The sequence below is a fragment of the Arthrobacter sp. Bz4 genome (genome assembly GCF_003075455.1).
Classification (GTDB): domain Bacteria; phylum Actinomycetota; class Actinomycetes; order Actinomycetales; family Micrococcaceae; genus Arthrobacter_D.
In genome coordinates this window covers 109,336-132,515 of record NZ_QDAE01000002.1, presented here as the reverse complement: position 1 = coordinate 132,515, position 23,180 = coordinate 109,336, and the positions used below count along the sequence as shown (strand labels likewise).

Below are 23,180 nucleotides of genomic sequence, written 5' to 3'. Positions count from 1 at the left end.
AGCACCTCCTAGGGTCGGGTGCTACGACTAGTTGTCGTAGCGCGGGGTAAGGGATTTACGCGCGCCGTTGAGCACAACGGCGGAACTGGCTGGTGTGCTGGCGGTTGCCGGCAACAGCCCAAGGTCCTGGGCAATGGCGATCGCTTCCCGGCGGGAAGTCGCCCCCAGCTTCCGGTAAATGCCCCGGACATGTGTCTTTACGGTGTTTGTTGAGATCAACAGCCGCTCCGCGATCTCGTCGACGGTCGCGAAGGTGGGCAGCAGGGTGAGGAGATCCAATTCACGATGGGTGAGGGGCGGGTAGAACGAGCTTTGCCCGTTACCCCGGAAACGGGTGATGCGTGCGATGATGTGGCCGAACGCGGGAAAGTAGAGTTGTTCATGAACCACAGCAGCTCGGACTTCGGCCCCGGCAAACGCGAACGCGCGTAGCGTGCCGCTTTTGGCCCCCAGTTGAAGAGCTTCCCCCAACGCGGTTCGAGCCTCGTAGGTCCGGTCCTCTTCGAGCGCTATGCGGCAGGTCAGAGCCCACGCGGTCAGAATGGAGCACCGGCTTTGGCTTTCAACGTAGCCAGCGGTGACTGCTGACAGGAGCTTCCGGGCGGCATTCAGATGCCCGGCGGCGAGGAGCTCCCACGCGGAGATGGTGTGCAGTTCTCCGCTCACCCCTTGATGCTGCCTGAGTTCCGACTTGAGCGTCTCCAATGCGTCGCCGTGTCTCAGCTGGAGCAGCATTGACGCCGTTTGGAGGGAGCAAATAGCGAGGTCTGGTGGGAACGCACCGTGGATAAGGTCGTGTCGCACCCGGTTCAACAGCCCGGCAGCAGCCTCATGCCGGTTGCTCCCGCTTTGAAATTGCAGGATCAGGGATAGCTTTGAGTTCGAACGGGCGATTACTGGGACGGCCGAATCGGCGCGTCTGACGTAGGCGTTGTGGAGCCGGGCCGACGAATCGTCCAAGGCGTGATAGGCGCACCACGCGGCGATCAGGTGCGCCGGCCTCAGGCTGGGGCCGTAGCGTAGTTCGGTTTCACCGGCGCGCCGGATAGCCCAGGAGGCTTCTGCCCGGGCCAGCCTGAATTCTTCACGGGAGACATGGACAGCGGCAGCAACCGATCGGGCATCAACCAGAGCGGTCTGGTTCCCGCGGTTACGGGCAAGCCGGGATGCCTGCAGCGATAGGGCCAGCGCGTCTTCAAACCGCCCCACCCCAACCATCGCTGCGGCCAGGACATTCGTCAGGTACAGGTCGAGGTCGTCGAGGGGAGGTTGTTCAACGACCTTTTCAAGCAAGTCCACAGCGTCAGTGAATGAGCCTCGCGACATATCCAACTGAGCCTGGAGAGCGGTTGCCAGCAGGACAAATGCCGCCGGTAGGTGCTGCCCAGCGCCGCTGCGTTTGAGGCGATCGAGGCCTTCGGAGGCTACGGTCGGGTCGCCCGCCCGCAACGCGATCACCCCTTCCAGGAGCGTCAGCTCCTGGAAGGAGTGACGCTTTTGGCTGGCGGATATTTCGAGAATAAGGTTGGCTTCGCCGCCCCACAGGAGTTCAAGACCAGAGGTGGCCACGGTGGTTCGCAATACATCGGGGTTTCCTGACTGCACCGCATGAACCAGAGCCTCCGCGTGTCGTCCCTGCTCCGGTAACCAGGCGGCCATCCGGGCGTGGGCGGCAGCCAAGGAATCTGTAGGATTCGCCGCAGCGTGAGCGTCGAGGAAGCGCCGCAGCAACCGGTGGCATCGAAAATGTCTGATCGCCAATGGCTCGCTGCTGACGTCCATGATCAGACCCGTTTCGGCGCGGAGGCGGTCGAGGACCTGCGCGCCATTGGTTCGGCCCAGAACATGGTTGAGATCCTCGACAGTCCAGGTGGCAAGCGTCGACACGGAGAGCAGTAGTTGTTGCAGTTCGGGCCTGTAGGAGTCGAAGAGAGGCCGCATAAGCTGGCGATGCAAAGGGTCTGAGGTCGCATCTGGTGGGTTCTGGGAACTGACCGACTCTGCGTGGCGGGACGCCAGTCTGGTCGCCGCAGGCCACCCCTCGGTCAGATCAAGTAAGCGGTCAACGTCCAGGGGGGAACCCCTCACCAGCCGAACCAACTCACGCCTGGTGAAGGCGAGCGATCCGCCGTCGACCTCGATGAGAGCGTCGTCAAGGTTGACCTGATACAACGCACTGAGCCTCGGTAGGGATCGACCGATCAGAATGAAGCGCACGTTCGATGCGGAGCGCAGAACAAAATAGTCGAGGTCCTGAAGGACCCGACGATCCCTCAGCGCGTGGCAGTCATCCAGGACGAAAATAACCTGTCCCTTTACCTCAGCGATGGTCGTGATGATGCTGTCGATGAATGCGTTGTCCCCGGATGTCTCCGGCGCTGGGTGTCTGCGCAGGCGGCCATCCCCCAGCGTGGGAATTGCCAGCTCGATGGCACTCACCACCAGTGACCAGAACCGTGCGGGTTGGTCGTCGGCCGGGTCGATGGTGAGCCAGACGACGGGGCGGCCCTGAGCTTTCCGCCTGGAAACCCACTGAACAGCGAGCGTCGTTTTGCCATAGCCCATCCCACCGGTGATCGAGGCAAGTCGGGAGCAGGGCTGAAGCACGGCGTCCACCGCCTGCAAGAGACGTGGACGCAGCAAAGCAGACTGGTCCGGCCGTGGCGGCCTGACCTTTGTCGCGGCAACTGCTCCATATGTGACCATGGATCAACACGTCCTCACGATGGACTATCGGGCGGTCTCATGCATCCTTGCAGCAGAACCCGTCAGCTGATACCAATCGTGGGAGTTCCTGGCTTTGAGCACAAGAGCGTTTCCCGAGAGGCGTGGTCGGTCGCCGAAAAAGTGTTGCGGAGCGCATCCGCTGCTTCCCAGCCCAGGTTAGGTCCGAGGAGCACCATCCTGGTCCCGGCGAAGGCTTCACTGACCCGGTCGACGATTGCCCCACTCGTCAGCAGGAAGAGTGCCGAGGTGCCAGTGGTGACCATCTAACTGTGTCGTTCGGGACGTGGTTGGCAGATCACCCGGACCGGGTGATTTCAGTTCGTGTGGTTTGTGGAAAATTGAGCTTTGAACCTGAGCGTAGGTGTTGAAGAGGAGCCACATGCGAGTCGGCCCAGTCGAAGTGATCATCTGCACGTTTCCCAGCCCGGAGATTGACCAGAGTGTTGCTTTCTCATTGAGCGAGGCAGTTGAGTCGGGGGCAGTCGCCCTCCTCGACGTAGTTGTTGTTGCCAGGGATGGGCTGGGCACGCTCAACGTCAGGGATCTGGGGGACGATCTGCCGGCCGTCTGGTCGCGATTGATTGTCGATCCGCGGCCACTGACGTTGCTCAGCGAAACCGACATTGAGGTGGTGGCGGAGTCAGTCGGGGACAACGAGTCCTCGGTGATCGTCACGCTGGAGCATCGGTGGGCTCGGCGCTTGTCTGAAGACGTGCGGGCCGCGGGCGGGACAACCGCGCTGCACGTCCACATTCCGCACGACACAGTGGTCGACGCTTTTCAGGCCGATGGTGTCGCTGCAAGCTAATCGACTCATCCCCAAAATCCGTTCGAAGGACACGAAATGCCATTCGGCAGACAGGGCAGACCGGGCCTCCTTGGATCCGTGGCCCGAACAGCAGTCATCTCAGGCACAGCACAGATGACCGCCGCGGCTATCAACCATCGGATGCATGACCGACAGGTTCGCCCCCATCCGGCGTCGAGCCCGCCACCGCCGATGACAGGCGGAGATCAGTTGGTTGACCAACTGGCCCGGCTCGCCAACCTTCACTCGGCCGGGGTGCTGACCGCCGCGGAATTCGCGGCCGCGAAATCCAGATTGCTGGCCTAGCCGGAGCGCGGCCATGCCCAGGAAACGTTGGGTCACGTCAGTGATCCTGGTAGTCCTCACCGCCGGACTGGTCTTCGCCACGGTTCCGGCTCTATGCCTGCGCACCCACATTCTTGCCACCGATCGATATGTGGCAACAGTCGCTCCGCTGGCGGCCGACCCAGCGATTCAGGCAGAGGTGGCCGAACACGTGACCGAGCGAATTGTTGCGTCAATTGACGTTGAGGGACGCGCCCGGGATGCATTGACCGAGCTGACCCGGTCGGCACCGTTGGCAGAACCCCTGATCGCGGACCTGGTGCCGGTGATCGTTGAACAAACCCACGCCAGAATTGAGGCTGTCGCTTCCCGGGTGGTCACCGCCCCGGAGTTTCAGGTCCTGTGGATCGCGGCGAACCGCGAGGCGCACCAGCGGCTCATTGGTCTGATCACGGGCGAACCCACCGGTGCGGCCAGCCTCGACGAGAGCGGTGCTGTAACTATTTCCACCGGGGAGATCATCGCGCAGGTCAAGGAGCGGCTGATCCGAGAAGATGTGACGATCGCGGCAAGAATTCCAGAGATCGACGCCGAGGTCACCCTTTTCCAGTCGCCAGAGCTGGTCCGGGCTGGGCGAACGATCAATGTCCTTGACCGTGGTGCAGTGACCCTGACATGGCTCGCCGCGCTAGGGTCAGTCGCTGCGATCGCGGTGGCACCCACCGGCTCGAGGCTGCGAGCGATTGGGACGCTGGGCTTTGGGACTGCGCTTGCCATGGCACTGCTAGCGGTCGCAGTGGGACTGGGGCGGGCGTATTACCTCAACGCGATCCCGTCCGACCGGATTACCCCAGCGGCAGCGCAGAGTCTCATCGATCGTCTACTTGCCCCACTGCAGGTCAGCTTGAGGAGCGTCTTCGTGGTTGCGTTGCTGACCATGCTGGTTGCGTTCCTGGTGAGACGGTCCAGTGTGGCTGTGGGGCAGCGGCGCGGCAATACCCCGGATGCCGGATACGCCCGCGGCGACAGCGACCCAGAGCCCTGGCAGCACAGCCTGGGGCGGCACAAACGTGCGGCCCAAGCCGCCGTCATCGTCGTCGCAATGGTCGTGTTGGTGCTGTGGCAGCAGCCGACGGCGGCCGTTGTACTGTGGACGACGGTTACTGCTGGGCTGGCCCTGGTGGCGGTCGAACTGCTGCCGCGGTTCATGACTGCTCAGTAGTCGACCCTCGCGGCCAGGGTACGCCAGGCGGCAAACGGAGCCGAGGCTGGGAGTTCCGCTTCCGCGAGTGGGGCCACCTGCCGTACCGGCATCGACCGTTCTTCATCCGGGGTGTTGAAGTAGTCGTAGAAGACCGCGTCATCAAAGCCGGCTTTCTCCGCGTCGAACCGGTCGGCCGCGTAAACCACCGATTCGACTCGCGCCCAGAGCGCGGCGGAGACGCAAAGTGGGCAGGGCTCGCAGCTCGTGTAGAGCGTGCTTCCAGAGAGTTCGAAGGTTTCCAGTGCGGTGCAGGCGTTGCGGATGGCCATCACTTCGGCATGCGCGGTCGGGTCATTGGACGCGGTGACACGATTGACGCCCGCGAAGCTACGACCATCGCTGGTGACGATTAGCGCCCCGAATGGACCGCCGTCGTTGTGGACATTTGCGACCGCCAACGCGACGGTCTCGTCGAGGAACCGCGCTTCGTCTTCAGTGTTCACAGGTGTTGTCTCCCGGGTGGGCAGCCGCCGTCGAGCCCTGGCCGGGGAATCCTCCCGGCGGGCGCTTCCGGGCAACTGCGGGTCATCAATGTGCAGGTCCACCTGGTAGATAGCTATCCCAGCCGGGACGCCCGCCGTTGGTTTCGTTCGAACTGTAGCACCGCGCTTTCCGTGGCCGAAAGGGCGCCCTGCTGCGAAGGCATCCCTCCTACTGACGTTTCGTCAACCACTAGCGTGGGCGAGGGTCCCTTCAGGAGCTGACGACGGGCCGCTTCCGAAGTTTTCCGGGTCGCTCCCCCGCCCGGATAGGGTAGAAGCTCTGGCTAATGGGGGAGCGTGGATGTCCGCGGGGGGAAGCAACAGGTCCGGAATAGCGGATACGGCTGAAAGTATCTCGGACGGGTTGGCATTGGACGTCACCGCTCGTTTTGGGTTTGCGGTGCTCGGGGTGGTGCACATCCTGATCGGGGTCATCGCATTGCAGGTCGCGTCCGGTGGGGACGGGCAGGCGGAGCCCACGGGGGCGCTGGAGCAGTTGGCTTCAGGATCTGCTGGACCGTGGACCATGTGGGCGTGTGCGATTGGTTGTTTGGGGCTTGCCCTGTGGCAGCTCAGCGAGTCCACCCTGCGGTATCGGCGGAAGCCAGTGGGGAAGCGGCTTGAGAAAGCCGTCTCGTCGGGGTCCCTGGCCGTCACCTACGGGATCATGGCGGTGACCATGGCACGATTCGCACTGGGCGATGGCCCGGACTCGAGTGAGTTCACCAGGGATTTCACCAGGACGATGATGGCCTACCCGCTGGGATCCTTCATCGTGCTCGTGGTGGGCGGCACGGTGCTAGGGATTGGCGTCTACTTCATCGTCAAAGGGCTGCGTCGAACGTTCAGACCCGAACTGGAGCACTTTGTTGATTTGCGGCGGGGTGCCGTGGTCGACGCACTGGGGGTGCTGGGCCACGTCGCGAAGGGGGTGGCGCTCATCCTCATGGGATTGCTCTTTGTGGTTGCTGCCATCACCAACCAACCGTCCCAATCGACGGGTCTGGATGGGAGCCTCAAGGCGCTCCAGGACCACCCGTTTGGGAATGGGATCCTGATCGCCATCGCTGTGGGGCTGATCTTCTACGGCGCTTTCGCCATCATCCGTGCCAGGTTCGGCCGGATGTAGCACTTTTCACCTGGCCTAGAACTGGATGCCCCGGGACAGCCCGCCGTCGACCAGGATGTTGGCTCCAGTGGTTCGGCTGGACCGCGGACTGGCAACGAATACCACGGTATCGGCAACTTCTTGCGGCGTGCCCATCCGGTGTGTTGGGTTCAGTCCCATCGCCATGCTGAACAGCTCGGGGTCGCCTTGTTCGATGTTCTGCCACACGCCGCCCTCGTGAAAGGTATTGCCGGGGGAGACCGTGTTGGCGCGGATGCCTTGCTCGGCCAGTTGAAAAGCCAGCCCTGCCATGTAGGCGATGAGAGCCGACTTGACGGTCCCGTAGGGCCCGGAGGCGAAGTCCACTTCCCGTCCGGAGACGCTGGAGATGGCAATGATTGACGCAGCGCTGCTCTGCTGCAGGTGGGGCAGCGCCGCCTTGACCAGCCTGACCGTACCCATGAGGTCTACCCTGAGGGATGCTTCCCAGTTTTCGTCAGTGTCGGGGATGGCGAGGGCGCTCACGTTACTGACCACTATGTCGATCCCGCCGAACATCGACGCTGAATCACCGACCCATCGTGCCACCGCGGCGGCGTCGCCCATGTCCATCGCCGTACCAGAGATGCGACCGCGGCTGCCAACCAGTGCGGCTTCACTAGCTTCGATCTCGGCGGGGTTCCGAGCGCAGAACCCCACGTTGGCACCCTCTGCCGCGAAGGATTCGACGATTGCCCGGCCAATACCTTTAGTACCGCCGGTTACCAGTGCGGTCAGTCCAGCCAATTGCAGGTCCATGGTCTCTCCTAGAGGTTCTTGCTGCGGTGACGCAGGTCATCGTGTAATCCGTCAAAAGCATGCACTCGGGGGAATAGCTTCTTTGCGGCCTTCACCACCACGCTGTAATTGGCATCGACGGCGTTGGCGATGGGCGCCAGCGCCGTCTGGGTGAGTAACTGGTAAGCGTCCATCTGATGCAGTCCGAAGAGCTCCTCAAACCACCTCACCATCTCCACCTGACCGATTCGCCAGGAGTCTTCCATGGGTCGTGAAGAACCAACGGCCATCCAGTGACTGTCGCTTTCGAGCCGAGGCCAGGCCGGAGCTCCACCCTTTATAAGCTCGACGATAATGGTTGAATTCATCGCTCCCTCCACGGCCGTTCCGCATGCTTCGCCCTCGCCCTGCCGGTAATGGCCATCTCCAATGGAGAACAAGGCTCCCTCGACGTTCACCCCTAAATAGACCGTGGTTCCGGCTTTGACTTCGGGGGAATCCATGTTGCCGCCGAAACGCTCCGGGACCAGCGATGACCGCACTTCGCCGCCGGGCGGAGCGACCCCAATGGTGCCAAGCATTGGTTCGAGAGGCAGCGCGACCTCGAATTCGGTATGCCGGGCTTGGAATCCAACGGTCTGCCGCGCAGTGTCAACGTGGTAGATCCAGGTGGTATCCGGGAGCGGTTCCTGCAGTAGAGCAGTGCGATCGGTGCTGGTGAGTCCGCCGAAGAAGGGAATGGTGGCCGATGCACCCCAGGAACGGGCGGGCGTCAGGTCCACAATATGAATGGCTAGAGTGTCTCCGGGTTCCGCGCCAGCTACGTAAACGGTCCGGTTTGGGGGTTCACAAACCGGAGGTCCACCTTCTCACTGGACAGATCATCGACGCTGGTCAGGGCGTGGTTGAAGGCGTCCTCAGACCACAGCTTCAATACCGTTCCGGGCTGGATCGTCATGACTGGCGCTGCGCCGCCGAACGTGTAGACGAGCTGATCTCGGGCTGGAGTGTATTCAACGGCATCCATTACTGGATGCTATGCCGGTGGTTGGGCACTGACAAGGGTGCGGCACCGTCAAGGATGCGTAGCAGCCCGCCCCCATCCCGATCCGTGGGTGTCAGACTCAGGTACGCCGGTTCCTTGAACTAGGGCCGGCCCTGCGCAGCTCCGGTATGAAGGAGGTCAAATTCTTCAACCACGCCATCTGGGACAGCCCGGGGCTGGCGGCGTCGAAACGGTGAAATCCCACTGGGCGCAGCACGTGCTCCCGCACCTCTGGCCCCGCCCAGGATCAAGTGAACTCGACCTAGGACTCGATCGCTCGATGGTGCGGGCGCTCGGTAGTGGGGCCGTGGGGCCGCGTGGTCTGCCTGGCTTGGTGGGAGGCTGGCCGGAGGGATCAGCTCGTCGTCGTGGCCGTTCGGGAGCTGACCCATGCTGCCGCGCCCTCCACCTCCGAGGCGTGTACCCCGTGCCCGCCCTCGCGGACGCTCTGGTGAACGTCGGCGCCGGCGGCGTCGAGCACCGACTTCAGCTGCATCACGCTGGTTAGTGGCGCCATCGCATCCGCCTCCCCGTTGAAGAGGGCGACGGCGGTGCCCGCCAGGCCGCCGTCGACCGTCCGGTCACCCAACGGGTACATGCCGGAGAAGGCGACGACGTCAGTCAGCACCTCGGGGTGCAGCAGCACCGTAGCGAGCGCGATATTCGCGCCGTTCGAGAACCCGACGGCGATGATCTTCCGGCCCCCAAGGCCGTGATGTTCCCGCGCCCAACCGATGAAGTCGGTAAGCTCGCCCGCGCGCCGGACGACGTCGTCGACGTCGAACTGGCCTTCGCCGAACCGCCGGAACCACCGGTTCATGCCCTGTTCCTGCACCGGGCCACGAGGGGAAAGATAGCCGGCGCCGGGTGCGAGGCGTTCGGCGAGCGGCAGGAGGTCGTGCTCAGTCCCACCTGTGCCGTGGAGCAACAGCAGGACCGGGCTAGCCGGGGTTCCTGCGTGATACAGGTGCGGCCAGTTCTCAACGTTGGTCATCTCGATTCCTAACTCAGGAAAGTAGCGATTGACGGATTGTTCTCCGCTGGCACGTCGATCTTCGCGACCGCGTTGGAGATGGCGTCACGGTTCGGCTCGAGCCATGGTGGCAGCTTCAGGGAGCGGCCCAGTTCGAGCAGCGGCTCGTCGATGTCGAAGCCTGGGGTGTCGGTGGCGATTTCCAGGAGGGTTCCGCCGGGCTCCCGGAAGTAGATCGAGGTGAAGTACTGGCGGTCGAGGATGGCTGTCACGGCGTACCCGCGGTCGGCCAGGTCCTGGCGCCAGAGCTCCTGAGTGGCCTGGTCGGGCACCCGGAAGGCGATATGGTGCACGGTGCCGCCGGCTACGAGGCCACGCTCGCCGCGGCGGTCGGTGACGATGTCAACAACTGTTCCGGGCTCGCCATTGTGTGTGCTGAGCCGGTACCTGCCATCGGTCTCGCTGAGGATGTTCATGCCGAGGTCGCGGGTGAACGTTTCGAGGCTGGCGGTGGGGTCCTCGACGGTGAGCACTGAGGAGTGCTGCCCGCGGACCGCGTATTCGGCTGGCACCGAGGCGGAGTCCCAGGGGTTGCGGGGGTCAGAGAGCGACGATGCCACGAGGTCAATCTGCAGGCCGTCAGGGTCACGCAGTGACAGGCGTTCTTCCTCGGAGGAGGCGCGAGCAATCACCGAGTCGACCCCGATAGCTTTGAAGTGGTCCTGCCACCAGCCGAGGCTGCCCTGCGGGACAGAGAATGCAGTGGTGGTGGACTGTCCACTGCCGACCTTGCCGCTGCGAATGCCCTGCCAGGGGAAGAAGGTGAGGAGGGAGCCGGGATTGCCCGCTTCGTCCCCGTAGTAGAGGTGGTAGGTGCCGGGATCATCGAAATTCACTGTCTTCTTCACGAGCCGCAGGCCTAGACCCTTGATGTAGAAGTCGATGTTCTTCTGGGGGTCACCAGCAATTGCGGTGACGTGGTGGAGCCCTTCGGTCTGTGCGGTCACAACTTCCTCCTCGATAGATCCAGCGCTCGACGCCGGTATGTAGATGCAAACGCATGGACCCACGGGTTTGTTCCCGGGGTGTAGATGGGGGGAACTGGTTGACGCACTTCCGTGATCCTCCTAGCATTTCGCAAGGCGAAGAATACTTCCGAGATGCGGAATCACCGATGAGAGAATCCATATGACGTACACCGTGAACTGTTCAATCCTCTTCACCGAGCTGCCGCTATGGGACAGGCCAGCTGCCGCGAAGGCCGCCGGCTTCGATGCGGTCGAGTTTTGGTGGCCATTCCCCACTTCAACGCCCACCGCAGCCGAAGTTCAAGACTTCGAAGACGCCATCACGAATGCGGGAGTCCAGCTGACGGGCTTGAACTTTAATGGCGGTGATATGCCGGGCGGGGATCGAGGTCTGGTCTCATGGCCGGCCCGCAGCGAGGAATTCCGAGCCAACGTTCCGGTCGTCGTCGGTATTGGCGAGCGGCTGGGTTGTAAGCACTTCAACGCCCTGTACGGGAACCGGGTGGAGGGCGTGAGCGCGCAGGAACAGGACACGCTGGCCGTCGACAATCTGGTCCTGGCCGCCAACGCTGTCGCAGCAATTGGCGGGACGGTCCTCCTGGAGCCAATCAGCGGTGCAGACCGTTACCCACTCAAGACCGCCCAGGACGCGCTCAGCGTCATCGCCAATGTCCACGCCCACGGCGCCACCAACATCAAACTGCTCGCTGATTTCTACCACCTGTCAGTGAATGGCGACGACGTCGGCGGAGTCATCGAAGCACACGCCGAGGACTTTGGACATATCCAGATCGCCGATGCACCAGGGCGCGGCGCACCCGGCAGCGGTGACCTTCCGCTTGCCGACTGGATCGATCGCAGTCGAACCCTCGGATATCAGGGCCCGATCGGCCTCGAATACAAGAGCCCCCCGGAGCAGGCGTTCACCTGGCTTGGCCGGCAGCTGTCAGGTGAAAGCCGCATCGGTTGACCGCTTGCGTCGACGTGACGACTGGCAGGAACACTCCTTCACAGGATGTAGAACACCAACGGCCACCATTGGACACCCTCGGCAATCCGTTCGGTGGTGGCGTTTCACCTGCTGCACCGGGCTGTCCCGAGGCCGCAGCCGGCCCACCAATGATCTAATGGCGGTATGCGCATAGTGATTGCACCGGACAAGTTCAAGGGTTCACTCTCCGCCCCCGAGGTCGCCGAGGCAGTGGCCGCGGGGCTGCGCGGCGCGCTGGGACCCGATTCGATCCTCAACATTGAGCAGGTGCCAGCGGCCGACGGCGGCGAAGGGACTCTCGATGCGGCCGCCGCCGCCGGATTTTCCCTCCTGATCACCACGGTCACCGGCCCCACGGGTGAGCCGCTGGAAGCGCCGATTGCGATCCGCGGTTCGCAGGCAGTGATTGAAATGGCCCTCGCGTCGGGCCTGGCCGTATTGCCGAACAGCACGCTCGATGCGGGCGGCGCCACCAGCCGAGGCACCGGTGACCTCATTCGCTTCGCGCTCGACCACGGCTGCACCGACATCGTGCTCGGGGTGGGCGGCAGCGCCAGCACCGACGGCGGGGCGGGCCTGCTGGCCGGACTGGGCGCACGATTGCTCGACGACGACGGCGGTGACCTTCCGCCCGGTGGTGCAGCGCTCGTCCACCTCGCATCAATCGACCTGACTGGTCTTGACCAACGCCTGTCGACAGCTTCGATCACTCTCGCCTCCGACGTCGACAACCCACTCCTGGGCCCCAACGGCGCCGCTGCAGTGTTCGGCCCGCAAAAGGGCGCCACCGCCAGTGATGTCGACAATCTCGATACCGCCCTCGGACGGTTCGTGAGCGTTCTGGCGACAGTAGCCGGCCCCGCGATCGATGAGGCGGCCACCGCGCCGGGTGCCGGTGCCGCCGGTGGGGTGGGGTTCGCTGCGCTCGCCGTGTTGAACGCGCGGCGACGGCCGGGCATCGACGTCGTCCTGGAGTTGACGGGCCTGGCCGAGAAGCTGCGCGACGCAGACCTGGTGATCACGGGAGAGGGCAGCCTCGATGAACAGAGCCTGGGCGGAAAGACCCCCATGGGAGTGGCGACCGCAGCGGCGGTGGCGAACGTCAGGGCTATCGCCGTCTGCGGGCGCACCGTCCTGACGCCCGACCAGTTATCCACGGCCGGGTTTGAGCGCACCTTCGCGCTGACGGACCGGGAACCCGACGTCGAGCTGTGTATTGCCAACGCTGCCAGTCTGCTGGAGGAAGTGGGCAAGGAGATCGCTGCTTATGTTGGTCTTACCCAGCAGTGCGCCCGCTAGGCCAAGCCACCAATGTTCAGGGCAACTCACCTAACTGCTGACCATGTCTACCAGCATCTGAGCGCTTAGGCCGGGGATTGGGGCTGGTTTTGTTCGTAGTGTTTGGGTCAGCTTCGGTGCTGCGGTGGATTATGGCTCCGACCGTTCAGTAGTGTTCATATATGGCCTCCTTAAGAAACAGCCGCGCAGCTGCGCTCCCCGCCAAGCTCTCCCGTTCCTGGCTCCTTGCCTCCGCGGCGTCTGAGGCCAACTTCGCGCCTGCCCTCACCTCCGAGGCGGACTCCGTAGTGTTCGACATGGAAGACGCCGTTCCCGCCGATGGCAAAGCCGAGGCGCGGGAGCGGGTGGTGGAGGCACTCTCCACCGGGATGACGGCCTGGGTGCGAGTCAACGGCATCGAAACCGATTTCTGGGCCGACGACCTCGCGGCACTCTCCAAGGCTCCCGGACTACGCGGGGTCATGCTGGCCATGACGGAGAAGCCCGAGCAGGTCACCCACACCGCCATGCGACTTCAGGCGGGCACTCCGGTGCTGGCCCTGATCGAGTCGGCGCTGGGTATTGAGAACGCCACATCGATTGCCAGCGCACCGGGCACGTTCCGACTCGCGTTTGGCGTCGGTGACTTCCGGCGAGATACCGGAGCCTCCGACGAGCCGATGGCCTTGGCCTACGCCCGCGCCAAACTGGTGGTTGCTTCGCGGGTGGGTCAGCTGCCCGGCCCTATCGATGGTCCAACCGTTGGAGCGCTGGGGGACACCCTGCTGGAGGCCTGCAAGGTGACCGCCTCGATGGGCATGACCGGCAAGCTCTGCCTGCTACCTGACGCCACCGACACCATCAACAAGGGTCTCTCGCCGAGCGAGTCCGAGATTATGTGGGCGCATGAACTTCTCGTTGCGCATGAGGCTGGGGCCGTCGTCGGTGACGGATCCTATCTTCCCCGTCTGGCCCGAGCCCAGAAAATCTCTTCACTGGCCGATTCCTACGGACTGTGGAACGCCTAAACACCCACCTCGGACATAGAAACTGCCCTGCCCGTCAGGTCCGCCGCTAGCGGCAGATCTGACCCGCAGGGCAGTTTTTATGTGTCGGGCTATTGGTGCCGGTATTTGTTGACCATGGGGCAGTCGAAGGGGTCGCGTGCGGCGAGGCCTACCCGGTTGAGGTAGGACACTACTGCGCCGTAGGAGGCTGCGACGCCGACCTCGGTGTAGGGGACTTTGAGGCGTTCGCAATGCTCGCGGACGATCAGGGCGGCCTTGCGCAGGTGTGGGCGGGGCATGTCCGGGAACAGGTGGTGCTCGATCTGGAAGTTCAGGCCGCCGAAGGCGTTGTTGACGAAGTTGCCGCCGCGAATGTTGCGTGAGGTGAGGACCTGTTTCTGGAAGAAGTCCAGTTTGCTGTTCTTGGGGATGATCGGCATGCCCTTGTGGTTGGGGGCGAAGGAGGCTCCCATGTAGATGCCGAACACGGCCATCTGAACGCCGATGAAGGCAAACGCCATGCCGACGGGCAGGAACCAGAACAGGACGCCGAGATAGGCGCCGAACCGGATCGCGAGGAGAGCCAGTTCGATCCAGCGGCCCTGGACAGCCCCCGGCCGGAACAGGGTGCCGATCGACTTGGCGTGCAGGTTCAAACCTTCGAAGGTCAGCAGCGGGAAGAAGAGGTAGCCCTGGCGGCGGGTGATCCAGGCGTGGAGTCCCTTGGCTTTGGCTGCGTCTTCCTCAATGAAGGAAATGGTATCGATCTCAATGTCCGGGTCCTTGCCCACCACGTTGGGGTCGTTGTGATGGCGGGTGTGTTTATTCATCCACCACTGGTAGCTGATGCCGACGACGCCGGCGGCCAGGATCCGTCCGGACCAGTCGTTGGCCCCGCGGGTCTTGAAAATCTGCCGGTGGGAGGCCTCGTGGGCCAGGAACGCGATCTGCGTGAAGACGACGCCGAGCACGGCGGCGATCAATAACTGGAACCAGGTATCGCCCAGCAGGGCGAAACCGGTCCAGGCGGCACCCATGGTCAACGCCAGTGCAGCGAAGACGGAAACGTAAAAGCGGCGGCGACGGTTCAGCAGACCTTCTTTGCGTACCTGCTTCAGCAGCGTCGCATAGGAGGCGACGACGTCGTTCGGCTTAGCAACGCGCACGCTACGGCCGGAGGTTGTAGTACTCATAAGTGTCCCTGCGTTAGATTCTGTCCCCAGCAGACGAAGGGATGCTAAACCCGCGGATATACGTAGTTTATGTGAGTTAGATGTATGCCGCCTGTAAGTATGCGCCCTACGGCATAGTTAGTGATCTGTGAGGATGGACGCCCAAAGAGGCGTCAGCTCTTACGGTTGATCGCAACGAACGCGACGGCTCCCACCAAAGCTTGTGCCAGCAGCAGCAAAGCCAGAACCATCTCCACGGCAGCCCCAAAGCCCACGGCTATTGCCGCGATGGCGGTCAGCGGGACCGCTAGGAGTCCTAGGATTGCCAGCGATCTGGTGAGGACGGCGTTGTCCCGTTCATCGCCCGTCTGGGTCCAGGCGCGTTCGAAGGTGCTCACTCGTGAGGGGGTCTTGGTGATGCGCCACAGGCCAATCAGGGCGGCGACCAGGCCGACGGCGCCGCCCGCCAGAAGGCCAGCCCCCATATTTCCCGGCCCGTACTCCTGAAGCAACAGCCCTGTCAGGATGAGACCAGTCAGCCCTGCCAGTACCAGCCCGAGGACCGCGGCCTTTTGCTTTGAGGTATAGGTGCTAGTCGACATGGAAGATCTCCTCTACGGTGCTGCGAAAGTGTCGGGCGATAGCTATGGCCAGTGGGAGCGACGGATCGTAGCGGCCGGTCTCAATGGAATTGATGGTCTGACGCGAAACGTCGAGGACTTCTGCGAGTTCACGTTGGGAGATGCCAGCCGCGCGGCGGAGCGTACTGAGATCGTTCCTCACTGGAAACCAAAGTGGTCAAGGAAGCTTGTCATGGGGTCAAGCTTCCTTGACTTCTGCCATCATGTCAAGCTTCCTTGACCTTTCGTGGGCGAAGGAGGGTCAGTCTCGGCGTGGCCTGTATTTGACATACCCCTAGGGGTATTTGCATACTTGAGTGAACGCCGTCCACGATTCCAGCCTGGACCCTAATGAAAGAGAGTTCGCATGTGCCGGACAACCACCTGTATGCGCTGCCGGAAAACCACCTGGGCCGGCTGTGGAAATCACGTCGATCAGGTAATGCGGTCGGTACCAAAGAAGGATCAGTGCTCCTGCAATCCGACCGTCGAGCCGAAGCGTGCGCGGTCTGAGGGGCAGGCTCAGCCAGGTTGGTTTGGTCGACTGTTTGGAAGGTGAAACCCGGGAGGAGGAGTGGCCGGGGCGCTTCCGCGGTACCCGTTCAGCCGCGGAAGTGCCCCGGCCACTCCTCCACGGGAATGCGCTTGATCGTGTGAACGACTCCGGTGGTACCCCACTCATCGCGGCCTAGCCGGGACAGTGGTTTGAGGCGGTCCATCAGTGGGTGGGTCCCGTCCAGGACGTCCTCGGAAATGGCTGCATGGGTCACCTCGCCGAAAACCACAAAGCAATCCCCGATGGGCTGCACCAGATGTAGCTTGCACTCCAGGGCGACCGGAGACTCCCGCAGTCGTGGGGGCGTCACCGTGTGGCTCGGCTCCCGGGTGAGACCGGCGGCGTCGAACTCGCTGACTTCCCGGTCAAAATTCGTGGCGGTGGCGTTGATCTGCTCGAACAGCTGCTCTGGCGCGAGATTGACGACAAACTCGCCGGTTTCCTCAATGTTGCGCAGGGTGTCCTTCCGCCCTACCGATGTGAAAGCGACCATCGGGGGGTCCACCGACGCAATGGTGAAAAATGAGTGCGGCGCCAGGTTGTCCTCGCCTGCCGCTGACCGGGACGACACCCAGGCGATCGGGCGGGGTACCACCGTCGAGGTGAGCAGCCGGTAAAAGTCACGCGTCGAGGTGTTGTCTCTGCTGAAGTCTCTGCGCATCCTTTGAGCCTAGCGGTCGCCGTGGAGGACTTGAGCGAGATCCAGTGCTGGTTGACCCGTCAGATCCTGCACCGTGGTGGTGGTCCGGGCCAGCCCTCCTTCGGCAATTGCTGTGTAGGTGCTGACCCAGGCATCGAGCTGCCAGTCGGGCGCGCCGAAGTGCTGCCGGGAACCGTACGCTTCACCGACCGATTCGGCCCGGTAAGTGACCTCCCGGCCGGTTTCCTGCGAAATGATCGCTGCAGCCTCCGCCAGGGTTAGCGCCGTGGGGCCGGTCAGCTCATAGGTGTTGCCCGCATGGGCGGCGGCATCCCTAAGGACAACGGCGGCCACCTGCACCACGTCCGCCCGGGCCACCGCGGCCAATCGCCCGTTGCCAGCGGGGCCGCGAATGACGCCGTCGTCGTCGGCGAAATGTTGTAGGACGTCCAGATACAGATTGTTGCGGAGGAAGGTGTAGGCGATCCCGGAACGGCGGATGTGTTCCTCGGTGGCCCAATGGTCGCGCCCGAGGGTGAAGGTGGCGTCCGGGGCGGCACCAAAAAATGAGGTGTACACGATGTGCTGCACACCGGCTTCACTGGCCGCGTCGACGAAGGTCAGATGCTGCTCCACGCGATCTTTGGATTCGCTTGCTGAGACCATGAAGAGGGTGTGGACACCCTCAAGAGCTGTCACGGCTGCCGAACGGTCCGCGTAGCTGCACTCAGCGGCGGTTGCGCCCGGCAGCGCCGGTGCGCGGCCGAGGTCTCGGACCGGCAGGCGAAGTGCGAGCCCGGACGCAGCAAGAATGCGTGCCGTAGCGCCGCCGATGGCCCCGGTCGATCCAGTAACTGCTATCAGCTTGTCCATACCCCTTTGCAGCGTGGGGAGGTGGTGAATTATTTCCGCTCGGCGGCAAGCTGCCAGGCTCGCCTAGACTGGGGGACCATGCGCTACATCAACAAATACCGTGTGCCCATCGTCTGGCTTCTCATTATCGCTCTCGTGGCGAGTATTGGTGCGGGATTCTTCGCTCAGATCTTCTAGCTTCCCCGCACTGCCTTGTCTGATGGGTGGGTACGTCCTAGGATAGTCAGTAGGCTTAGCTTTCGGGGAGGGCGGTATTCGATCCGTCTCCCGGTTGGCCTGCACAGACCGTATCGTACGTACGCACGGCTAGTGAGGAACGCATGACTGATAAGACTTCAACGACTGACCAGTACACCTTCCAGGATCCGGTGACTCGTTTCCCGAGCATCTCGGCCCCCAAGCAGGACCAGCCCGAACCCGGGTTGGATCGGGATCTGGAACCACAAACGGACCGCGGCGAGACCTCTTATCGTGGCACCGGCCGCCTCAAGGGGCGCAAGGCTCTTATCACCGGAGCGGACTCCGGTATCGGCGCTGCCGTCGCTATCGCTTTCGCCCGCGAAGGTGCCGACGTCGCGTTGTCCTACCTCCCCGTCGAGGAGCCCGACGCCGTCGAGGTGGCGCGCCTCATCGAAGAGAGCGGCCAGAAGGCTGTCAAGCTTCCGGGCGACCTGACCGATGCGGCTTTCTGCCGTTCACTCGTGAACGATGCCGCCGAACAGCTGGGTGGCCTAGATATCCTTGTGAATAATGCCGGCAAGCAGATTGCGGTCGAGCGTCTTGAGGACCTCACCGATGAGCAGTTGGATGAAACTTTCAAGACGAACATCTATTCGTTCTTCTGGATCACCCGTGAAGCGCTGAAGCATCTGAAGCCCGGATCGAGCATCGTGAACTCGACATCGATTCAGGCTTACAGCCCGTCGTCGACTCTGCTGGACTATGCGAGCACCAAGGCTGCGATCAACAATTTCACCAAGGGCCTCGCCGAGCAGTTGGCACCCAAGGGTATTCGGGTCAACGCCGTTGCTCCAGGCCCGATCTGGACCCCATTGCAGGTTTCGGATGGACAGCCAAAGGACAAGCTGCCGGAGTTTGGCAAGGACACCCCCTTAGGTCGCGCAGGACAGCCCACCGAGCTGGCCCCGGCCTACGTCTTCCTTGCGTCCTCCGAGTCAAGCTATGTGGTGGGCGAAACCTTGAATGTCAACGGCGGAAAGCCTTCGCCCTAGCCCGTGTTGTTGAGGTGAAAGATCTTGATTGTCCCCTGCTGGCGGGCCGCTTCGGCCCGGTGGCAGGGGATGTCGCGTATATAAATCTAGACGAATATAAGCACTTTTTGATAGGTTCTGCTTATGCATGCTTTTGACGTCCTCGGCGACCCGGTTCGCCGCCGGATTCTTGAGCTTCTCCTCGATGAGGAATGGGCGGCTGGCGATATTGCCCGGGTCATTCGCACCGAATTTGGGATCTCCCAGCCTGCCGTCTCGCAGCACCTTCGGGTGTTACGCGAGAACGGTTTTGCTCGCGTCCGTGGGGACGGTACCCGGCGCCTGTATGCCGTAGAGGCCGGGCCCCTGCGGGACGTGGATCAATGGTTGGAGCCCTTCCGTGCAGGCTGGACGGGCCGGCCAGCCTGAAAGTCAGCCGGCAAATACGCCGATGAACCGGAAGAATACGGTGGCCGCCGTCGCAATCACCAACAGTGCCGCCGTGGTCCCCGTCCATCCGCTGAGGAACTGGCGCACTCGCTCGCTCGCCGGAAACACGCCGCAAACAAAATTGCGTGAAGTGAGGAAAATGGTGAGCACGATCATCGCAGCCCACACGATCATGCAGTAGATGCAGAGGATCCCGATCGCAAAGAGGGCCTGGCTCCATAGCCAGATGGTGAAGACCATCCCCAGAGTCACACCCACCTGCAATGCGCGCCAGTACCAGCGAGCTACGTTTGCCCCGGCGAGAAGCATGGCCCCCGTGGTGATGACGACGGAGAACGCGACAATACCCAGCAGGGGGTTGGGGAAGCCGAAGAGACTCGCTTGCCAGGTCTTGAAGACTTCACCGCAGGAAACGAAGGCGTTGACGTCGCAGCTGGTGACGTAGTTGGGGTCCGCGTAGACAGCCAGCCGTTCAAGGACCAACTGACCAGATGCCAACCACCCCACCACCCCTGAGATGACCAGGATCAGACCGAAAGGCCTGTCCTGCGCGAATCGTGGCGTAGCGGTGTCCATGGTGACTTTCTCGAAGCCTTGGTGGTCGTGGTGCAACTTTTTCTACTCTCCGTAGAAGAGGTTACAATTTTCAGGAGGGAGGAACAATGTCTGGCAGGACCAGTGTGACACCAGCCGCCCGCCTAACCCGTGGGCTACTCGCTGCTGCCGCATCGACCTCCCTCGCCGGTGCCTCACATGCTATCGCTGGCGGTGGCGTTCCAACGATCGCGGTTGTCGTTGCGCTGACCTTCGGGACGCTCGTATGCGTCATTCTTGCCGGGCGTCGACTGACCCTTGCGAGAACAACCGTTGGGGTAGCGATCAGCCAGGTGATTTTTCACTCGCTCTTCGCCTTGTTCACTAGCGGTTCGACGGCACCGACCGGATCGAGTACCGGCCACGGCCATGAGCTATTTTTGCCGGTCCCATCGGCTGCTCTGACCGGTACTGAGCATCCGGGCATCCTGATGATCGTGTCCCACTTCGCGGCTGGTCTACTGACGATTGCTCTGGTGCGTCACGGCGAAGCGCTGTGGTGGGCCTTGGTTGGCGCCCTGGCTGCATCCTTGACGGCGATGATCCGTTGGGTTGGCTCCTGCCCGGTCTCCGAGGAGCTGCGCTCCCTTCCTGTCCGTCCGGCAACCCTGGGTATGCACGATCTCCTGCATGCCGACTCAAGGCGTCGCCTTCGAGGGCCCCCGGTCCAGCAGCTGTCCTTCGCCTGACCCAGTCAGCTGCGGCACCGAGAATCACCGCCTGACTTCGCGTACCTCACAAAGGTAGGAGAACCCTTTGCCCACCCCGCGTTCTGGCGGGTTGGTTCGCATTTTCCGACGTGCAGCTCTCGTGACATTAGCGCTGGGCGGAATCACTTTAGGTAGTGGATTCGTCTCTTTGCCCAGCGCTAGTGCACACGATGAGCTAGTTTCCAGCAACCCCCAACAGGGGGACGAGTTGGCGACAGCTCCAGAATCCATTGACCTCGCTTTCAGCGCGGACATCCTGGATCTGGGCGCAGCGGTGCTGGTGGTTGATTCCACCTCCACAGATCGCACCATCGGAGTTCCCGAACTAGCCGGCAATACTCTGACTCAGACAGTCGCCGACCTCGACGACGGCGCCTATCAGGTGCGATGGCGCGTGGTCTCGGGCGACGGACATCCCATTGCTGGGTCCTTCGACTTCATTGTCGGCGACCCAGCCTCCGCAGAACCCATCACGGCCGCCGCAAGCGCGCCGTCGGTCGAAACCGCAACTCCTGATGCTGCGCCCGGCAACCTCGCCGGACAACCGGAACCATCGGCTGGCTTTTGGGCCATGCTGCCGGTCTGGCAGTACGCCCTGATAGGAGCCGCCGGCGGCCTCGGCATGTTCGCGCTGGTTCTGCGTCTCCGACGTGCCCGCTGATCAAGAGCGCCGTCACCGCCACTACTTAGCTAAGGAATCACCATGAAACTCTCCACCAAGTTCGCCACCGGGTTTGTTGCCCTGGGAACAATCACCGCCCTCGTGGGCTGCGCAGCAACAGCTTCCGAAACCGCTCCCAGTACTGCCGTGGCAGCACAGGCGGATTCCGTGTCCATCGAGGATGCCTGGGTGAAATCAGCCGAAGAAGGCATGAGCGCTGCCTTCGGGATCCTGTCGACGGACGGCGCCGAGGTGACAGTCATCTCGGCCTCCACCGCAGCGTCCCCAATGATAGAGCTGCACGAGACAGTCGCAGGGGACGACGGTCAGATGATGATGCAGGAGAAAGACGGGGGATTTGTCGTCTCCAAAGTCGAAATGATCCTGGCGCCAGGAGGCGACCACCTGATGTTGATGGGCCTCACTGCACCGCTGCTGGCAGGTGACACTGTTGGCTTCGAGCTGACCATGGAGGATGGCTCGATCTTCAGCTTCGATGCACCTGTCAAGGACTACTCGGGGGCGAATGAAACCTACAACGGCGACGAGTCCGTGGATATCGAAACGGATTCCGCCTCCGGCTCAGCTGATGACAGGGGCTCGGATACTCGCTCCGGGTCCGCCGATGAAGGGGCACCCGACCAGTGACTCAATCGGATACCAATGATGCCCTGCCGGGGCTGAATCGTCGGCGTTTCCTGTGGGGAGGCGCCGCCACCGGTGTGGGTGCGGCCACCGCCGCCCTGATCGGTTCCTCCTGGAGGGACGCCTCGTCAACTGCTGCTGCAGGCCACGCCGAGGACGCCAGATCGGCGATCCACGGCGCACTAACCGTCCCGTTCTACGGGGCGCGCCAGGCGGGTATTGATACTCCAGCCCAGTCTCACACAGTGATTACCGCTGTGGATCTGGTTCAGGTACAGACAGCGGAACAGGTGGTTCGACTGATGCGGCTCCTTACCGACGATGCGGCCCGTCTGACACAGGGCGCGGCGGCCCTGGCAGATCCGGAACCGGAGCTGGCCATCGTTCCAGCCCGTCTCACAGTGACCTTCGGGTTCGGGGAACGCATTGTGCGGCTCGCTGGTGACAACAGTGCACCCTCCTGGCTTAGGCCGCTCCCCGCCTTCTCCATTGACGATCTCGACGAGGATCAGTGCGGAGGCGATCTCCTGATTCACGTCGCCTCTGAAGATCTCGTCACGGTGTCGCATGCGCAGCGGATGCTCCTCAAGGACACCCGGTCTTTCGGCCAGGTCCGCTGGTCGACGGAAGGATTCCGGCGGGCGTTCGGTTCGGAAGAGGCCTCCGTGACGATGCGCAATCTGTTTGGCCAGGTCGATGGGACAGCAAACCCCCGACTTGGCTCGGACGACCTCGAGACGGTGGTCTGGGACAGCTCCGCTTCTCCTGCCTGGCTTTTCAACGGAACGTCGATGGTGATCCGCAAAATTGCCATGGACCTGGACACGTGGGATGAGCTGGACCGTCCGGGCCGTGAAGAGTCAGTCGGTCGCTACCTGACGAACGGCGCTCCGCTGACCGGACACAATGAGAAGGACGAGCCAGATTTCGAGAAGACCACCCCCTTGGGATTTCCGGTCATCGCCGAGTTCGCGCACACGCGCAGGGCCCGGTCCAGCGTGCCTGGCGAAAAGATATTCCGTCGTGCGTATAACTACAACACGACACCAACTGGAGGGCCTGTTTCTGACGCCGGCCTGCTCTTCCTCAGCTATCAGGCCGACGTCGACCGTCAATTCGTCCCGTTGCAGCAACGACTGGACGAACTGGACCTCCTGAACCAATGGACCACGCCCATCGGTTCTGCAGTGTTCGCCATCCCGCCGGGCTGCGCCGAAGGCGGGTTCATCGGAGACTCGCTCTTCGCTATCTGACCCCGAACACGCATCCTCCCAC

At 62.7% G+C, this 23,180-nt stretch carries 27 protein-coding genes and 1 pseudogene; 14 read left to right on the top strand and 14 right to left on the bottom strand.

Features of this window, described 5'->3' with window-relative positions; genetic code table 11:
• Nucleotides 1–27: 27 nt before the first annotated feature.
• Nucleotides 28–2,706: a LuxR C-terminal-related transcriptional regulator gene (locus tag DDA93_RS02485; RefSeq protein WP_116777981.1), complete on the bottom strand. Its 2,679-nt coding sequence runs from the start codon at nt 2,704–2,706 to the stop codon at nt 28–30.
• A 62-nt stretch (nt 2,707–2,768) separates the two neighbouring features.
• On the bottom strand, nt 2,769–2,990 hold the full coding sequence (locus DDA93_RS02480; RefSeq protein ID WP_116777980.1) for a DUF1269 domain-containing protein: 222 nt from the start codon (nt 2,988–2,990) through the stop codon (nt 2,769–2,771).
• Nucleotides 2,991–3,106: 116 nt separating this feature from the next.
• Between DDA93_RS02480 and DDA93_RS02475 the strand changes: the two genes are divergently transcribed.
• Genes DDA93_RS02475 through DDA93_RS02465 form a run of 3 tightly spaced genes read left to right on the top strand, consistent with a single transcriptional unit; the run spans nt 3,107 to nt 5,042 of the window.
• Nucleotides 3,107–3,535: a DUF6325 family protein gene (locus DDA93_RS02475; protein WP_116777979.1), complete on the top strand. Its 429-nt coding sequence runs from the start codon at nt 3,107–3,109 to the stop codon at nt 3,533–3,535.
• A gap of 36 nt (nt 3,536–3,571) precedes the next feature.
• Nucleotides 3,572–3,841 carry an SHOCT domain-containing protein gene (locus tag DDA93_RS02470; protein ID WP_116777978.1) on the top strand — a complete coding sequence of 90 codons (270 nt, stop codon included), beginning with the start codon at nt 3,572–3,574 and terminating at the stop codon, nt 3,839–3,841.
• A 13-nt stretch (nt 3,842–3,854) separates the two neighbouring features.
• Nucleotides 3,855–5,042 (top strand): hypothetical protein, encoded by a 1,188-nt coding sequence (locus DDA93_RS02465; protein WP_133185404.1) that lies wholly within the window; start codon nt 3,855–3,857, stop codon nt 5,040–5,042.
• On the opposite strand, the gene DDA93_RS02460 is transcribed toward DDA93_RS02465, so the two are convergent.
• Nucleotides 5,036–5,527, bottom strand: coding sequence for a nucleoside deaminase (locus DDA93_RS02460; RefSeq protein WP_019482167.1), 492 nt, complete (start codon nt 5,525–5,527; stop codon nt 5,036–5,038). The two genes, DDA93_RS02465 and DDA93_RS02460, sit on opposite strands and share 7 nt — an antisense overlap.
• Before the next feature lie 340 nt (nt 5,528–5,867).
• Here DDA93_RS02460 and DDA93_RS02455 point away from each other — a divergent pair, with 340 nt between their 5' ends.
• Nucleotides 5,868–6,695: a DUF1206 domain-containing protein gene (locus DDA93_RS02455; RefSeq protein WP_024476015.1), complete on the top strand. Its 828-nt coding sequence runs from the start codon at nt 5,868–5,870 to the stop codon at nt 6,693–6,695.
• A gap of 15 nt (nt 6,696–6,710) precedes the next feature.
• Here the strand turns inward: DDA93_RS02455 and DDA93_RS02450 are convergent, their stop codons facing one another.
• The 5 genes from DDA93_RS02450 to DDA93_RS02435 all read right to left on the bottom strand — a co-directional run bounded on the left by DDA93_RS02450 (nt 6,711) and on the right by DDA93_RS02435 (nt 10,476).
• The gene (locus DDA93_RS02450; protein ID WP_019482169.1) at nt 6,711–7,472 is read right to left on the bottom strand and encodes an SDR family oxidoreductase; all 762 of its coding nucleotides are present in this window, start codon (nt 7,470–7,472) and stop codon (nt 6,711–6,713) included.
• 8 nt (nt 7,473–7,480) lie between these two features.
• Nucleotides 7,481–8,233 (bottom strand): acetamidase/formamidase family protein, encoded by a 753-nt coding sequence (locus DDA93_RS02445; protein WP_243400491.1) that lies wholly within the window; start codon nt 8,231–8,233, stop codon nt 7,481–7,483.
• Between the two features lie 38 nt (nt 8,234–8,271).
• On the bottom strand, nt 8,272–8,478 hold the full coding sequence (locus DDA93_RS16620; RefSeq protein WP_243400490.1) for a hypothetical protein: 207 nt from the start codon (nt 8,476–8,478) through the stop codon (nt 8,272–8,274).
• Between the two features lie 373 nt (nt 8,479–8,851).
• Nucleotides 8,852–9,490, bottom strand: a complete 639-nt coding sequence (locus DDA93_RS02440; RefSeq protein WP_019482171.1) for an alpha/beta hydrolase — start codon at nt 9,488–9,490, stop codon at nt 8,852–8,854.
• Nucleotides 9,491–9,498: 8 nt separating this feature from the next.
• Nucleotides 9,499–10,476, bottom strand: a complete 978-nt coding sequence (locus DDA93_RS02435; RefSeq protein ID WP_019482172.1) for a ring-cleaving dioxygenase — start codon at nt 10,474–10,476, stop codon at nt 9,499–9,501.
• A gap of 181 nt (nt 10,477–10,657) precedes the next feature.
• On the opposite strand from DDA93_RS02435, the gene DDA93_RS02430 reads away from it, so the two are divergent.
• From DDA93_RS02430 to DDA93_RS02420, 3 genes are all read left to right on the top strand, one after another.
• Nucleotides 10,658–11,467: a TIM barrel protein gene (locus tag DDA93_RS02430; RefSeq protein WP_019482173.1), complete on the top strand. Its 810-nt coding sequence runs from the start codon at nt 10,658–10,660 to the stop codon at nt 11,465–11,467.
• 165 nt (nt 11,468–11,632) lie between these two features.
• Nucleotides 11,633–12,787 (top strand): glycerate kinase, encoded by a 1,155-nt coding sequence (locus DDA93_RS02425; protein ID WP_019482174.1) that lies wholly within the window; start codon nt 11,633–11,635, stop codon nt 12,785–12,787.
• Between the two features lie 161 nt (nt 12,788–12,948).
• The gene (locus DDA93_RS02420) at nt 12,949–13,794 is read left to right on the top strand and encodes a CoA ester lyase (RefSeq protein ID WP_116777976.1); all 846 of its coding nucleotides are present in this window, start codon (nt 12,949–12,951) and stop codon (nt 13,792–13,794) included.
• A gap of 89 nt (nt 13,795–13,883) precedes the next feature.
• On the opposite strand, the gene DDA93_RS02415 is transcribed toward DDA93_RS02420, so the two are convergent.
• The 3 genes from DDA93_RS02415 to DDA93_RS02405 form a co-directional block, all read right to left on the bottom strand.
• A complete protein-coding gene (locus DDA93_RS02415; protein ID WP_116777975.1) occupies nt 13,884–14,966 on the bottom strand; it encodes an acyl-CoA desaturase in 1,083 nt (360 codons plus the stop codon).
• Nucleotides 14,967–15,118: 152 nt separating this feature from the next.
• Nucleotides 15,119–15,547, bottom strand: a complete 429-nt coding sequence (locus DDA93_RS02410) for a hypothetical protein (protein ID WP_024476535.1) — start codon at nt 15,545–15,547, stop codon at nt 15,119–15,121.
• Nucleotides 15,537–15,728, bottom strand: a complete 192-nt coding sequence (locus tag DDA93_RS02405) for a helix-turn-helix transcriptional regulator (RefSeq protein ID WP_024476534.1) — start codon at nt 15,726–15,728, stop codon at nt 15,537–15,539. The genes DDA93_RS02410 and DDA93_RS02405 overlap by 11 nt, the downstream gene beginning before the upstream one ends.
• Before the next feature lie 188 nt (nt 15,729–15,916).
• Here DDA93_RS02405 and DDA93_RS02400 point away from each other — a divergent pair, with 188 nt between their 5' ends.
• Entirely contained in the window at nt 15,917–16,078 is a 162-nt protein-coding gene (locus DDA93_RS02400; protein WP_165802553.1) for a hypothetical protein, read from the top strand.
• Between the two features lie 89 nt (nt 16,079–16,167).
• Here DDA93_RS02400 and DDA93_RS02395 read toward each other — a convergent pair whose 3' ends face one another.
• Together DDA93_RS02395 and DDA93_RS02390 are read right to left on the bottom strand one after the other, a co-directional pair.
• A complete protein-coding gene (locus tag DDA93_RS02395; protein WP_116777974.1) occupies nt 16,168–16,782 on the bottom strand; it encodes a flavin reductase family protein in 615 nt (204 codons plus the stop codon).
• Nucleotides 16,783–16,791: 9 nt separating this feature from the next.
• Nucleotides 16,792–17,634: an NmrA family NAD(P)-binding protein gene (locus DDA93_RS02390; RefSeq protein WP_024476327.1), complete on the bottom strand. Its 843-nt coding sequence runs from the start codon at nt 17,632–17,634 to the stop codon at nt 16,792–16,794.
• A 320-nt stretch (nt 17,635–17,954) separates the two neighbouring features.
• Here DDA93_RS02390 and DDA93_RS02385 point away from each other — a divergent pair, with 320 nt between their 5' ends.
• Together DDA93_RS02385 and DDA93_RS02380 are read left to right on the top strand one after the other, a co-directional pair.
• Nucleotides 17,955–18,866 carry an SDR family oxidoreductase gene (locus DDA93_RS02385; protein WP_019484062.1) on the top strand — a complete coding sequence of 304 codons (912 nt, stop codon included), beginning with the start codon at nt 17,955–17,957 and terminating at the stop codon, nt 18,864–18,866.
• A gap of 123 nt (nt 18,867–18,989) precedes the next feature.
• Nucleotides 18,990–19,214: pseudogene (locus DDA93_RS02380) on the top strand (metalloregulator ArsR/SmtB family transcription factor); the annotation flags it as partial.
• 63 nt (nt 19,215–19,277) lie between these two features.
• Here DDA93_RS02380 and DDA93_RS02375 read toward each other — a convergent pair.
• Nucleotides 19,278–19,871: a vitamin K epoxide reductase family protein gene (locus DDA93_RS02375; RefSeq protein WP_019484064.1), complete on the bottom strand. Its 594-nt coding sequence runs from the start codon at nt 19,869–19,871 to the stop codon at nt 19,278–19,280.
• A gap of 86 nt (nt 19,872–19,957) precedes the next feature.
• Between DDA93_RS02375 and DDA93_RS02370 the strand changes: the two genes are divergently transcribed.
• The 4 genes from DDA93_RS02370 to DDA93_RS02355 all read left to right on the top strand — a co-directional run bounded on the left by DDA93_RS02370 (nt 19,958) and on the right by DDA93_RS02355 (nt 23,158).
• Nucleotides 19,958–20,578, top strand: a complete 621-nt coding sequence (locus DDA93_RS02370; protein ID WP_019484065.1) for a hypothetical protein — start codon at nt 19,958–19,960, stop codon at nt 20,576–20,578.
• Between the two features lie 121 nt (nt 20,579–20,699).
• On the top strand, nt 20,700–21,260 hold the full coding sequence (locus DDA93_RS02365; RefSeq protein WP_272942582.1) for a copper resistance protein CopC: 561 nt from the start codon (nt 20,700–20,702) through the stop codon (nt 21,258–21,260).
• 42 nt (nt 21,261–21,302) lie between these two features.
• A complete protein-coding gene (locus DDA93_RS02360) occupies nt 21,303–21,908 on the top strand; it encodes a copper chaperone PCu(A)C (RefSeq protein ID WP_024476325.1) in 606 nt (201 codons plus the stop codon).
• Nucleotides 21,905–23,158, top strand: coding sequence for a Dyp-type peroxidase (locus tag DDA93_RS02355; RefSeq protein ID WP_024476324.1), 1,254 nt, complete (start codon nt 21,905–21,907; stop codon nt 23,156–23,158). The genes DDA93_RS02360 and DDA93_RS02355 overlap by 4 nt, the downstream gene beginning before the upstream one ends.
• Nucleotides 23,159–23,180: the final 22 nt, after the last annotated feature.

Excerpts from the sequence above, each read along its gene's own strand:
- DDA93_RS02475 (WP_116777979.1), top strand. The coding sequence starts at position 3,107 with ATGCGAGTCGGCCCAGTCGAAGTGATCATCTGCACGTTTCCCAGCCCG.
- DDA93_RS02455 (WP_024476015.1), top strand. The coding sequence starts at position 5,868 with ATGTCCGCGGGGGGAAGCAACAGGTCCGGAATAGCGGATACGGCTGAA.
- DDA93_RS02390 (WP_024476327.1), bottom strand. The coding sequence starts at position 17,634 with ATGGACAAGCTGATAGCAGTTACTGGATCGACCGGGGCCATCGGCGGC.
- DDA93_RS02480 (WP_116777980.1), bottom strand. The coding sequence starts at position 2,990 with ATGGTCACCACTGGCACCTCGGCACTCTTCCTGCTGACGAGTGGGGCA.
- DDA93_RS02465 (WP_133185404.1), top strand. The coding sequence starts at position 3,855 with ATGCCCAGGAAACGTTGGGTCACGTCAGTGATCCTGGTAGTCCTCACC.
- DDA93_RS02470 (WP_116777978.1), top strand. The coding sequence starts at position 3,572 with ATGCCATTCGGCAGACAGGGCAGACCGGGCCTCCTTGGATCCGTGGCC.
- DDA93_RS02385 (WP_019484062.1), top strand. The coding sequence starts at position 17,955 with ATGACTGATAAGACTTCAACGACTGACCAGTACACCTTCCAGGATCCG.
- DDA93_RS02360 (WP_024476325.1), top strand. The coding sequence starts at position 21,303 with ATGAAACTCTCCACCAAGTTCGCCACCGGGTTTGTTGCCCTGGGAACA.
- DDA93_RS02410 (WP_024476535.1), bottom strand. The coding sequence starts at position 15,547 with ATGTCGACTAGCACCTATACCTCAAAGCAAAAGGCCGCGGTCCTCGGG.
- DDA93_RS16620 (WP_243400490.1), bottom strand. The coding sequence starts at position 8,478 with ATGGATGCCGTTGAATACACTCCAGCCCGAGATCAGCTCGTCTACACG.
- DDA93_RS02425 (WP_019482174.1), top strand. The coding sequence starts at position 11,633 with ATGCGCATAGTGATTGCACCGGACAAGTTCAAGGGTTCACTCTCCGCC.
- DDA93_RS02440 (WP_019482171.1), bottom strand. The coding sequence starts at position 9,490 with ATGACCAACGTTGAGAACTGGCCGCACCTGTATCACGCAGGAACCCCG.
- DDA93_RS02375 (WP_019484064.1), bottom strand. The coding sequence starts at position 19,871 with ATGGACACCGCTACGCCACGATTCGCGCAGGACAGGCCTTTCGGTCTG.
- DDA93_RS02450 (WP_019482169.1), bottom strand. The coding sequence starts at position 7,472 with ATGGACCTGCAATTGGCTGGACTGACCGCACTGGTAACCGGCGGTACT.
- DDA93_RS02430 (WP_019482173.1), top strand. The coding sequence starts at position 10,658 with ATGACGTACACCGTGAACTGTTCAATCCTCTTCACCGAGCTGCCGCTA.
- DDA93_RS02370 (WP_019484065.1), top strand. The coding sequence starts at position 19,958 with ATGTCTGGCAGGACCAGTGTGACACCAGCCGCCCGCCTAACCCGTGGG.
- DDA93_RS02400 (WP_165802553.1), top strand. The coding sequence starts at position 15,917 with ATGAAAGAGAGTTCGCATGTGCCGGACAACCACCTGTATGCGCTGCCG.
- DDA93_RS02485 (WP_116777981.1), bottom strand. The coding sequence starts at position 2,706 with ATGGTCACATATGGAGCAGTTGCCGCGACAAAGGTCAGGCCGCCACGG.
- DDA93_RS02395 (WP_116777974.1), bottom strand. The coding sequence starts at position 16,782 with ATGCGCAGAGACTTCAGCAGAGACAACACCTCGACGCGTGACTTTTAC.
- DDA93_RS02415 (WP_116777975.1), bottom strand. The coding sequence starts at position 14,966 with ATGAGTACTACAACCTCCGGCCGTAGCGTGCGCGTTGCTAAGCCGAAC.
- DDA93_RS02420 (WP_116777976.1), top strand. The coding sequence starts at position 12,949 with ATGGCCTCCTTAAGAAACAGCCGCGCAGCTGCGCTCCCCGCCAAGCTC.